Genomic DNA, 10,851 nt, shown 5'->3' on the forward strand with positions numbered 1-10,851 from the left:
CTGCTGGTGTCGGCGGCGGCCCTGGACCCCCGCGCGCGGGGCGCCGAGGTCCCCCGTACCGCCGGACGGATCGCCGCGCACCCCGACCGGGGCGCCCCGCGCCGCCCGTCGCGCGGCTCCACGGTGTCGGCCACGTACGGCGCGCCCGGCGCCCGTGGCGAGGCACGGGCCGGGTTCCCGCACGTCCGGAGGGCGCTGACCACGCTCTCCGGGGCCCGCTCGGCCGGCGCGGGCGAGGCCGAGGCACGGCTCGACGCCCTGCTCACCGTCATGTCCACGCTCCAGGACACCGAACTCCTGCACACCGCGGGCCCGCTCGGCCTGCGGCATGTCCAGGCGGGCGCTCGCGGCGTCCTGGAGGCGGGCGGCACGGCGACGCAGGCGGGCCGCACGGCCCTGTCCGCGCTCGACGCCGACCTGCACGCGCGCGCGTGGAGTCCCCGCGGCAGCGCGGGCCTGCTGGCCGGCGCTCTGTTCGTGGACGCCCTGCCGATCAGGACGCCTGGGAGGGCCGGCTGATCCGGACCGGCCGGCCGTCGCCGCGTACACCGGCCTCCGCCTCCCGCCCGGCGGCAGCCCACCGTGCCGCCGGGCCCATCGCGTACGAGGCCGCCAGGATCAGTCCGCCCAGCAGCAGCCAGCCCGGCGTGCCCCACCGCAGCAGGAGGGCGGTCAGGCAGAGCGGGCCGAGGGTGCGGGCGACGGTGACCCCCGTGCCGAACAGGCCCTGGTACTCGCCGACCCGGTCCGCCGGGGCCAGGTCGAAGGACAGCTGCCAGGAGCCCGCCGACTGCCCCATCTCGGCCGCCACCTGGAGCACCGCCCCGGCCACCAGAACACCGGCCGCCACCCACGCGGAGGCACCGGCGGACAGCGCGAACAGGGCGCAGGCGGCACACATCACCCAGCCGGAATGCCGCAACGCGCGCGTGGCGCTGTCCAGGCCGGTGACGCCTCGCGCGGCCCGCACCTGGAACAGCGTCACCGCGGCCGTGTTGAGCACGAACAGCGCGGAGACCAGCCAGGCCGGCGCCCCCGTCCGCTCGGTGATCCACAGCGGCAGGACCAGGCTGAGCAGCGGCAGCCGCAGCAACAGCACGGCGTTCAGCAGCGCGACGACGGTGTACGGCCGGTCGCGCAGCACCCCGAGGCCACCGCGCGGGCGGACCGGGACGGGCGCGACGCGGGGCAGCCCGGCGAGCAGCAGCGCGCACACCAGGAAGCTCACCGCGTCGACGACGAACACCGTGAGGTATGCCGTCCGCGTCCCGGCGTGCAGCGCGAGCCCGCCGAGCGCGGCGCCCACGGCCAGCCCGGCGTTCAGCGTCGACTGGAGGCGGGCCAGCAGCCCGGTCCGCTCCCCGGCGGGCACCAGCCCGGCCAGCAGTGCCTGCCGGGCCGCCGCCAGCCCGGACTGCGCGGCGGCGTAGGCGCAGGCGGCCAGCACGAACGGCAGGAAGCCGCGCACGAGCGTGAAGGACGCCACCGCCAGCCCGGTCGCCAGCGCCAGCAGCACCGCCGTACCGCGGGGGCCGCGCCGGTCGGCCAGCCGGCCCAGCGGCAGACCGGCCAGCGAGCCCACCGCCCAGCCGATGGTCAGCCCGAGCCCCACGCGCGCGGGGGCGAGGCCGACGGCCTGGGTGAAGTAGAGCGCCGACGTCGTGTAGTAGGCACCGTCCCCGACGGAGTTGCTCAGCTGGGCCAGGGTGAGCAGGCGCTGCGGCGGCGTCTTCGTCATGCTCACGAAGCTAGCGACCCGGTGGACCCGTCAGTAGCGCCAATCCGATGCCATCCGGTTGGTCCAATCGCCGCCCGGCTCAGGCCCCCTCCAGCACCTTCACCAGTACCTCCAGCGCCTCCGGATACGCCCGCTCCCTCGGTGTCCCGTACCCCACCACCAGGCCCTGCGGCCGGCCCCCGGTGTCCTCGCGCGCGTGCCAGTGCTCGCCGAGCCGGCCGACCGCGAGGCCCTCGGCCTCCGCCCGTTCCAGCACGTCCGCCTCGTCGCGCACCTCGACCAGCGCGTGCAGCCCGGCCGCGATCCCGCGCACGCCCCTGCGCGCCCCCAGCCGGTCGAGGAGCAGGTCCCTGCGGCGCCGGTAACGCAGCCGACACGCGCGCACATGACGGTCGTAGGCGTGGCCGGTGATCAGCTCGGCGAGGGCGAGCTGGCCGATGGTCTCTGTGTGGTGGTCGCTGTGCAGCTTGGCGTCGGCGACGGCGTCGACGAGGTGCGACGGCAGCACCATCCAGCCCAGCCGCAGCGCGGGCCCCAGCGTCTTGGAGGCGGTGCCGAGATAGGCCACCTGCCCCGGCGCCATGCCCTGGAGCGCACCGACCGGTTGCCGGTCGTAGCGGAACTCGCCGTCGTAGTCGTCCTCGACGATCAGCGCTCCACGCGCGCGTGCCCAGTCCGTGAGGGCCCGCCGCCGCTCCGGGTGCAGGGTCACTCCGGTCGGGTACTGGTGCGCGGGCGTGACGACCACCGCCCCGAGGTCGTCCCCCAGCTCCCGCGCGCGCAGGCCGCGGTCGTCGACCGGCACCGGCACCACGTGCCCGCCGTTGCGCCGCACGACCTCCCGGTGGAACGGCAGCCCCGGATCCTCCATGCCCACCGGCGCGCCCTCCAGCGCGCGCGTGAGCAGCGCCAGCCCCTGCACATAGCCGGAGGTGATCACGATCCGTTCCGGCGGTGCGATCACTCCGCGCGCCCGCCCCAGATACCCCGACAGCGCCGTCCGCAGTTCTATGCGTCCGCGCGGATCGCCGTAGTCGTACGCCAGTGAGGGGGCCGTGGCGATCGCGCGGCGCAGGGCCCGCAGCCAGGCCGCCGCCGGGAAGGCGCCGACATCGGGGCTGCCGGGGCGCAGGTCGAAGCGGGGTTCACGCGCGCGTGCGGCGGCGGCCGGCGCTTCGGCGGCGGCGGACGGCAGCGCGGCGACCCGGGTGCCCGAGCCCTGGCGGGCGGTCAGGTACCCCTCGGCGACCAGCTGGTCGTAGGCGGCCTTGACGGTGTTGCGCGAGATGCCGACCTCGGTCGCGAGCCGCCGGGTGGCCGGCAGCCGGGTGCCGGGGGCGAGCCGCCCGCCCCGCACGGCGTCCCGCAGCGCCCGCTCCAGCCCGGCCCGCCGCCCCTCGTTGCCGTCGGTCTCCAGATGCAGGTCGACACCGACCCCGGACCAGAAGTCGTCCACGAAGCCCTCCCCCTAGGTACGTGTACGTGAAGCGGACAGACATGGCGATGGCCGGGCACCTCACCGGTACCCGGCCATCGACTCGGTAGGAGAATCCGTACCGGCCCTTGAGCGAAATCAGCCCTTGAGCGAAGCCATCCACGCCTCGACCTCGGCGGACCGCCGCGGCAGTCCGTCGGACAGGTTACGGTTCCCGTCCCGCGTGACCAGGATGTCGTCCTCGATCCGGACGCCGATCCCGCGGTACTCCTGCGGCACGGTCAGATCGTCGGCCTGGAAGTACAGCCCCGGCTCGACCGTCAGCACCATGCCGGGCTCCAGCGTCCCGTCGACGTACGACTCCACACGCGCGGCGGCGCAGTCGTGGACGTCCATGCCGAGCATGTGACCGGTGCCGTGCAGGGTCCAGCGGCGCTGGAGGCCCAGCTCCAGGACCCGCTCCACGGGCCCCTCGACCAGACCCCACTCGACGAGCCGCTCGGCCAGCACCCGCTGAGCGGCGTCATGGAAGTCGCGGTACTTGCCGCCCGGCCGCACGGCCTCGATACCGGCCTCCTGGGCGTCGTACACGGCGTCGTAGATCTTCCGCTGGATCTCGCTGAAGCGGCCGTTCACCGGCAGCGTGCGCGTGACGTCGGCGGTGTAGTACGTGTGCGTCTCGACGCCCGCGTCCAGCAGGAGCAGGTCGCCCGACCGCACGGGCCCGTCGTTGCGCACCCAGTGCAGCGTGCAGGCGTGCGGGCCGGCGGCGGCGATGGTGCCGTAGCCGATGTCGTTGCCCTCCACGCGCGCGCGGAGGAAGAAGGTGCCCTCGATGTAGCGCTCGCTCGTCGCCTCGGCCCTGTCGAGGACCTTCACGACGTCCTCGAAGCCGCGGACCGTGGAGTCGACGGCCTTCTGCAGCTCGCCGATCTCGAACTCGTCCTTGACCAGGCGGGCCTCGGAGAGGAAGACGCGCAGTTCCTCGTCGCGCTCGGCCGTGACCTTGTCGGTCAGCGCGGCCTCGATGCCGGCGTCGTAGCCGCGGACGACCCGCATCGGGCCGGTGGCCTCGCGCAGCCGGCCGGCCAGCTCGCGGACGTCGGCGGCGGGGATGCCGTACAGCTTCTCGGCCTCGGTGAGGGAGTGCCGGCGGCCGACCCACAGCTCGCCCTGGCCGGAGAGCCAGAACTCGCCGTTCTCGCGGTCGGAGCGCGGCAGGAGGTAGATCGTGGCGAGGTGGCCCTCGCCCCTGGGCTCCAGGACCAGGACGCCGTCCTCCGTCTGGTTGCCGGTGAGGTAGGCGTACTCGACGGAGGCGCGGAAGGCGTACTCCGTGTCGTTCGAGCGGGTCTTCAGGTTGCCGGCGGGGATCACCAGGCGTTCGCCCGGGAAGCGCGCGGAGAGCGCGGCGCGGCGGGCGGCGGTCTCGGCGGCCTGGGCGATCGGCTCCAGGTCACGCAGTTCCGTGTCGGCCCACCCGGACTTCATGTTCTCGGCCAGCTCGTCGGACACGCCCGGGTACAGGCCGTTCTTGCGCTCCTTGATGGGCTCTTGTTCAGCGGTCTCCGGGTCCGCTGCGTCAGCAGCGTGATCGGATACAGCCGGGAGCTCTTCCGCCACGGTCATCCTCCTCGATACGGCACTGGACCCCCTCCATCGTACGGTCGTGCAGAAGGGGGCCCAGGGGCGAAGCGCCTCTTACCGTTCGGGGAACGGAACGCGCGGGACGACTCGGTCCGCGAACTCACTCGAAGCGGGCCGCGAGCAGCACGATGTCCTCCGCGCCGTCGGCCGCGTCCAGCCCGTCCGGCAGCATCGTCCGCAGCACCTGGTCGGCGACCGCGCCCGGGTCGTGGCGGATCGACCGGGGTACCCCGGCGGCGGCCGCGTGCAGCCGCGCGAAGGCACGGTCGACAGGGTCGCCGGTACGGTGCAGCAGCCCGTCGGTGTAGAGCAGCACCGTTTCGCCCGCCTCGGCCTCCAGCTCCACGCTCGGCGCCTCCCAGCAGGCCAGCATGCCCAGCGGCGCGGACACGGACGTCTCGACGAACTCCGTGCGCCGCTCGCCGACCACCAGCGGCGGGCAGTGCCCGGCCCCGGCCAGGGTGATCTTGCGCAGCGCGGGCTCGCAGTAGGCGAACAGCGCGGTGGCCGAACGCGCGGGCTCGGTCAGCCGCAGCAGCAGCTCCAGGTCGGACAGGACGGCGACCGGGTCCTCGCCCTCCATCACGGCGTACGCCCGCAGGGAGGCGCGCAGCCGGCCCATCGCGGCGACCGCGCTCGGCCCGGACCCGGTGACGGAGCCGACGGCCAGGCCCAGGGCGGCGTCGGGCAGCGGCAGCGCGTCGTACCAGTCGCCGCCGCCGCGCGGGCCGGTGCGGTGCCGCACGGCGAGCTGGACGCCGGACACCCTCGGCAGCCGTGAGGGCAGCAGTTCCTCGGTCATCGTCGTCATGCGCGCGCGGGTGTGTTCGAGTTCGAGGAGGCGCGCGAGATGCTCGGCGGCGTAGCGGACGTACAGACCGGCCAGGTGGCGTTGGCGTTCGACCGGCTCGGCGGGCTCGTCGTAGAGCCAGACGGCGGCGCCCAGGCGGTCCGCGCCCTCGCCGGCGGCCAGGGGCAGGGCGTAGCTGGCGGCGTAGCCGAGGCGGGCGGCCACCTCGCGGTGCCGGGGGTCGAGGCCGTCCTCGGCGAGCAGGTCGGGCTGGGCGATCTCGCCCTCGCCGCCGGGCAGACCGTCGAGGATGCGGCCGTACGGCATGGAGCTGCGCGGCACGGTCTCGATGTGGCCGAGGTCGGCGCGGCCGAGGCCGAGGCCGATCGTGGTGTCGGGGCCGAGGCCGTCGGCCGGTTCCAGGACGACGAGCCCGCGCCGGGCGCCGACCAGGGCGGATCCGGCGCGCAGCAGTTCCTGGAGGGCGTCGGGCAGCGTGGCCGTACGGGCCAGACGCTCGGTCAGTTCGTGGAGCGTCGTGAGGTCGGAGACCCAGCCGGCCAGCCGGTCCTGGAGGAGCGCTCCCGCGCCGGTGGGCACCGGTGGGGCGGCCGGGGTGGTGGGCGCGGGCGCGACAGTGTGTGCGGGCGAGGGAACCGTCGCATCGATTCCAGCCACTTTCGAGGGGTGAGGGGCGTTCATGGCGTCCGGCTCTCGGACCGGTGCGTATTGCTCAGAAGCATCGCAAACCCCCATGTCATTCTGCGCCGCTAGCGGTGTCTCCACATGTACACGCACTCGTGAGGGGATGTCCAGCATTGTCCTGCTGGGATTGCTGGTGTCCGTGGGATCGGGGGGGTTGTCGGTCACGCTTTGTCCGGCTCCCTTGCGTAAGTGCAAAGTTGGCTTAAAACTGCCTCGGGTAACGGGTGTTTGCGGTCGACTGGGTTTGCTCCACGGAGCGTCACAGCGGTCGTGATGGGTACGTACTCGGTAAGGACCAGGGGTCGTTGGGAGCCACCGGAACCTGGTGAACCGCCCCGGCGTCATAGTCACCGACGACCGTGCCCCATCCTCCCGTGGCGGAGGCGGAGAGAAATACGCGGACGGCAAAACGCCAGACTTCGCCACCCCTCGCCAGGCCCATGCTCGTGATGGGCGCAGTATTGGACGGAGTGGCCGCGTAAGCGCAGCCAATGCTCGACCCTCAGGGGTTCCCCTTGTCTCGGACAGGGGTGTGATGCGCCAACAGGTACGCACAGTGAAGTGATCGACACATGGTGTGATGTGACCCACGGTGTTGCCAGCGGTGCAACGGAAAGGAACGAGCGCTCATGCGCGAGATCCTCGGAAGGCGACGCAGGCTCCTGTCCCGGCGCAGCGACGGGGGGCCTGAATTGATCGACGCGGCCCTGACCTTCGCGACGGAATGGCAGTGGCCCGTACTCCCGGGCGTGACGGCGAACCCACACGGGATGTCCCGGTGCGGCTGCCCCGACCCGGAATGCTCGGTGCCCGGCGCCCATCCCTTCGACCCAGGCCTTCTGACGGCCACCACCGACGCGCGCATGGTCCGCTGGTGGTGGACCAACCGTCCGACGGCACCCATCGTCCTGGCCACCGGCGGAACGGCACCCTGCGCGGTCAGCCTGCCCGCCCTCGCGGCCTCCCACGCGCTCGTCGCGCTCGACCGGCAGGGCATGCGCCTCGGCCCGGTCGTCGCCTCGGCCACCCGCTGGTCGATCCTCGTCCGGCCGTACTCCATGGAGCAGTTGGGCGAGCTGCTGTACGCCAAGGACTTCGTCCCCGGCTCCCTGAGGTTCCACGGCGAGGGCGGCTACCTCGCCCTGCCCCCCTCCGAAACCGGCCAGGGGGAGATCCGCTGGGAGCGCGCCCCGCTGCCCGGCTCCGCCTCACCCTGGGTACCCGACGTGGAGGCCGTGGTCGACGCCGTCGTCGACGCCCTCACTCGTACGGGTGTGAGCGCGCCCGAGTTGTAAGGGTGTCGGGCCCTCACCGGGCCGGATGCCCGCCTCGGCTCGTTATCTTCCGCACCATGCAGCGACATTCTGGGGGACCGCCCCCAGGCCCCCGATGGCTCCGTCTTCTCGGCCTCGGGGGCGCGGTGGTGTGCGTGATCACCCTCCCTCTGGCCATGGCGTCCGCGGGGCCGGTGGGTGACGAACGCCGCTCCGCCGAGCGCCGGGACGTGGCCCCCGGCACCGCGGCGGGCCGGGCCGGCCGGTTGTCGGCCGCCCCCGGTACGGAACCGCCCGGCCGGCTGTCGGCCGCCCCCGTCCCGGACGCCAAGGCACCCTCCGCCGAACCCTCCCGTACGCCGCTGCTGCTGGGCCTCGGCATGGCCACTGCGGCCCGCTGCGGCCCCGAAGTCACCTCACCCGACGGCGTCGAGGCGCAGACCTGCGTGCTCACCCAGGGCACCGACACCTGGGCGCGCACCTACTACCGCAACGCCACCGGCAGCGCCCTGGCGGCCGTACTGAGCTTCATGGGGCCCGGCGGGCGCACGGTGCAGATGCGGTGCGCGGTGGGCGCCGACGACGAGCCGGGCACCTGTGAGACACCCCGAGAGCGGGGCCGGGGCGGGCCCGGGGAGTACACGGCGGTCGCGGAGTTCGCGCGGGGGGCCGGTGACGGGCCGCTGCTGTTGCGTTCCGGCAGCAACTCCCCTGCCGACACAGTCGGTTGACGTCCGAGGCCGGTGCGTGCGCGAGCGGAGTGCGAGCCCGGGGGCAGGACCGGGTCCGCGGTGGTGCGCGGAGCCGGGCATGGAAAGACCCGGTTGCTGGCGACGGGGGATGCACCAGCAACCGGGCTATTGGAACGGTAACAAGAGATCGGCTCCAAGCAAATTCGATCTCTTGTTTTCATCGGCTTTCCGGACACCGGCAGATCGGCGCTTATGGCGCCGACTCACCTTGCACGAACGGGAGTTGTGAGCGGAGTCACGCCGTCCCACCCGGTGCCGCGCGCTGACCGGGCGGTCGGCGCACGGCCGAACCGGACCCGTGCGTCAGCTGAGCGTCACCTGTCGGTTGGTCAGCCCGCCGCGCGCACGGCGCTCGTCGGTCGTGAGCGGCTCTTCCGAGGCCAGCGCGGCGGCGAGCCGGTCGGCGAACTCGGCGGCCGGCTTCTCCACATCCTCCGCCGAGACCCCGCTCGGCAGGTCCCACACCGGCACGGTCAGGCCGTGCGCGCGGAAGGACCCCACCAGCCGGGTGCCCTCGCCCAGGCTCGACCGACCCGCCGCGTGCAGCCGCGCCAGCGCGTCCAGAAGCTGCTCCTCCGGGTACGGCATGACCCAGCGCAGGTGGTTCTTCTCCGGCGTCTCGCACCAGTACGCGGCGTCCACACCGGTCAGCTTCACGGTCGGGATCGCCGCCGCGTTGGCCCGCTCCAGGGAGGCGGCCACCTCCGGCGTCGCGTTCTCCGGGTCCGGGACCCAGAACTCGAAACCGCTGTGCACAACTGGCTCGAACGTGCCTTCAGGGTCGAGCAGGTCCTGCATCCGCGGGCCGTCGGCCGGCGCGCGCCGGGCCTGCACGGGGGTGCCAGGCTCCGCCGCCAGGGCCCGCAGGAGCGTGTCGGCCAGGTCGCGGCTGATGTCACCGGAGGGGGTGTCGTTCTGCAGGCCGAGGAGGACCGAGCCGTCATCACGGCGCAGGGCCGGCCAGGCCATCGGCAGGACCGTGGCGAGCGTGACCGACGGGACGCCTTCGGGAAGGCCGTCCTTCAGGGGCAGTTCGACCGTGGCCGCCGGGACCAGCTCGCGCATGGCGACCCAGTCGCCCTCGCCGGGCACGCCCTCGAAGGGGCGCTGCACCAGCTCGGTCACGGCATGGGCGGCGGCCCGGCCGTGGCAGGCCTTGTAGCGGCGGCCACTGCCGCAGGGGCAGGGCTCCCGCGCGCCGACGACCGGGATCTCCCCCTCGGTGAGCTGCGGCCGCTGGGCCTTCGTCTGAGGTCGCTTCTTGGCCATCTGGGTGTCTCCCGGGTACGGCTCGTCTGGTACTGGCGGGAGCCTAGCCGCTCGCACGGAGAGCCACGGGAACCTGTGGACGACGACCGGGCCTGTGGACAGTGCGCCGGGGCCCGGTGAGCGGAGCGCCCGGCCGGTTCCGACCGGTTCCCGTCGGCCCCGTGTACGCCCTGTGCTCTGCGCGCATGCGCCGAGTCCGGCCGCCCCGCCTAGTCGAAGTCGTCGAACGCGTCCGCGAAGTCCAGGCCAGGCATCGACGCCACCGAGGGCGCCCCGACCCTGGAGGCGAAGTCGTCACGCCGGCAGCCCGCGTCGGGGTCGTGGACGTCCGCGTGGACGACGACCCACACGGTGACCTCACCGCGGGCGTCGTCCCGGACGCCCCAGTCGTCGGCCAGCGCCGTGATGATGTTGAGTCCGCGTCCGCCGTGCGCCGTGACGGAGGGTGTCGCCGGCGCCGGTCTGGTCGGGCCGCCGCCGTCGGTCACCTCGACGACCAGCCGGCCGCCGGAGTCCACCCGCCACGCGGCCCGCACATCGCCGTCCCCGGCCAGGGCGTCGCCCAGCGGACGGCCGTGCTTGCACGCGTTGCTCAGAAGTTCGGAAAGGATAAGAACGGCATCGTCGATGACCGCCTCCGAGACCCCGCCCGTACGCAATTGCTCGCGCATACGGTGTCTCGCCTCGCCCACGCCCGCAGGGCCATGGGGTACGGCCATGCTTGACGACGTGGGCACCTCTTGTGCCACCACCAACGCCACCCCCGAGACCTCCTTCGCCCCACGCCACGGTGTGGATGCCCCATTGGCCTGTACCGGAAACCGGCCAATCCATGTCCCGTGACGCACTCGCAACGATCGAACACGGAGCGAATGCGCCGGAGCACTCCCGGTGAGCGGAAGGTCGTCGTGTGGCTGGATTTCTTCGGTATGGCTGGGAAGCGAGGATGGTTCAGGTGGCGCGTGGGGTCAAGAGGTACGGATGGGGCCAGTGGGGCTTGTGCGACTTTATGTTTCTTCCTACGGAAGAAGAGGGTCAGCGGCCCAGCCGGTCCAGCACCGCGCGCGGGCGGTTGGTGATGATGGCGTCGACGCCCAGGCGGACACAGAGATCGACGTCCTCCGGTTCGTTCACCGTCCACACGTGCACCTCGTGACCGGCCTTCTTCAGCCGCTCCACATAGGCGGGATGACTGCGCACGATCCGCATCGAGGGCCCGGCGATGCGGATCGTGCGCAGTC

The 10,851-nt window shown here is 73.3% G+C and carries 10 protein-coding genes; 3 read left to right on the forward strand and 7 right to left on the reverse strand.

What is annotated here, in order from left to right; genetic code table 11:
- A partial coding sequence (locus BZL64_RS25950) for a triphosphoribosyl-dephospho-CoA synthase (protein ID WP_208639522.1) occupies window positions 1-519 on the forward strand: 519 nt, incomplete at its 5' end.
- On the opposite strand, the gene BZL64_RS25955 is transcribed toward BZL64_RS25950, so the two are convergent.
- The 4 genes from BZL64_RS25955 to BZL64_RS25970 form a co-directional block, all read right to left on the reverse strand.
- Window positions 494-1,738 carry an MFS transporter gene (locus BZL64_RS25955; RefSeq protein WP_086771605.1) on the reverse strand — a complete coding sequence of 415 codons (1,245 nt, stop codon included), beginning with the start codon at window positions 1,736-1,738 and terminating at the stop codon, window positions 494-496. The two genes, BZL64_RS25950 and BZL64_RS25955, sit on opposite strands and share 26 nt — an antisense overlap.
- Before the next feature lie 79 nt (window positions 1,739-1,817).
- Entirely contained in the window at window positions 1,818-3,194 is a 1,377-nt protein-coding gene (gene pdxR, locus BZL64_RS25960; protein WP_086771606.1) for a MocR-like pyridoxine biosynthesis transcription factor PdxR, read from the reverse strand.
- A 117-nt stretch (window positions 3,195-3,311) separates the two neighbouring features.
- Window positions 3,312-4,802, reverse strand: a complete 1,491-nt coding sequence (locus tag BZL64_RS25965) for an aminopeptidase P family protein (RefSeq protein ID WP_086771607.1) — start codon at window positions 4,800-4,802, stop codon at window positions 3,312-3,314.
- Window positions 4,803-4,920: 118 nt separating this feature from the next.
- Entirely contained in the window at window positions 4,921-6,429 is a 1,509-nt protein-coding gene (locus tag BZL64_RS25970) for a PP2C family protein-serine/threonine phosphatase (RefSeq protein WP_208639523.1), read from the reverse strand.
- A 515-nt stretch (window positions 6,430-6,944) separates the two neighbouring features.
- Here BZL64_RS25970 and BZL64_RS25975 point away from each other — a divergent pair.
- Window positions 6,945-7,610: a bifunctional DNA primase/polymerase gene (locus BZL64_RS25975; RefSeq protein WP_086771609.1), complete on the forward strand. Its 666-nt coding sequence runs from the start codon at window positions 6,945-6,947 to the stop codon at window positions 7,608-7,610.
- 56 nt (window positions 7,611-7,666) lie between these two features.
- The gene (locus BZL64_RS25980; protein ID WP_086771610.1) at window positions 7,667-8,320 is read left to right on the forward strand and encodes a hypothetical protein; all 654 of its coding nucleotides are present in this window, start codon (window positions 7,667-7,669) and stop codon (window positions 8,318-8,320) included.
- 324 nt (window positions 8,321-8,644) lie between these two features.
- On the opposite strand, the gene BZL64_RS25985 is transcribed toward BZL64_RS25980, so the two are convergent.
- The 3 genes from BZL64_RS25985 to BZL64_RS25995 form a co-directional block, all read right to left on the reverse strand.
- Complete coding sequence (locus BZL64_RS25985; protein ID WP_086771611.1) at window positions 8,645-9,610, reverse strand: DUF5926 family protein; 966 nt, start codon at window positions 9,608-9,610, stop codon at window positions 8,645-8,647.
- Window positions 9,611-9,819: 209 nt separating this feature from the next.
- Complete coding sequence (locus tag BZL64_RS25990; RefSeq protein WP_167396203.1) at window positions 9,820-10,371, reverse strand: ATP-binding protein; 552 nt, start codon at window positions 10,369-10,371, stop codon at window positions 9,820-9,822.
- 274 nt (window positions 10,372-10,645) lie between these two features.
- The coding region (locus BZL64_RS25995) for a glycerophosphodiester phosphodiesterase family protein (RefSeq protein ID WP_279634611.1) at window positions 10,646-10,851 on the reverse strand (206 nt) is incomplete at its 5' end.

The sequence above is a fragment of the Streptomyces bobili genome (assembly GCF_002154575.1).
In the GTDB taxonomy this organism is placed as follows: domain Bacteria; phylum Actinomycetota; class Actinomycetes; order Streptomycetales; family Streptomycetaceae; genus Streptomyces; species Streptomyces bobili.

What these genes read in the sequence shown, in the direction of transcription:
- BZL64_RS25955 (WP_086771605.1), bottom strand. Translation starts at nt 1,738, where the DNA reads ATGACGAAGACGCCGCCGCAGCGCCTGCTCACCCTGGCCCAGCTGAGC.
- BZL64_RS25965 (WP_086771607.1), bottom strand. Translation starts at nt 4,802, where the DNA reads ATGACCGTGGCGGAAGAGCTCCCGGCTGTATCCGATCACGCTGCTGAC.
- BZL64_RS25970 (WP_208639523.1), bottom strand. Translation starts at nt 6,429, where the DNA reads ATGCTGGACATCCCCTCACGAGTGCGTGTACATGTGGAGACACCGCTA.
- BZL64_RS25975 (WP_086771609.1), top strand. Translation starts at nt 6,945, where the DNA reads ATGCGCGAGATCCTCGGAAGGCGACGCAGGCTCCTGTCCCGGCGCAGC.
- BZL64_RS25980 (WP_086771610.1), top strand. Translation starts at nt 7,667, where the DNA reads ATGCAGCGACATTCTGGGGGACCGCCCCCAGGCCCCCGATGGCTCCGT.
- BZL64_RS25985 (WP_086771611.1), bottom strand. Translation starts at nt 9,610, where the DNA reads ATGGCCAAGAAGCGACCTCAGACGAAGGCCCAGCGGCCGCAGCTCACC.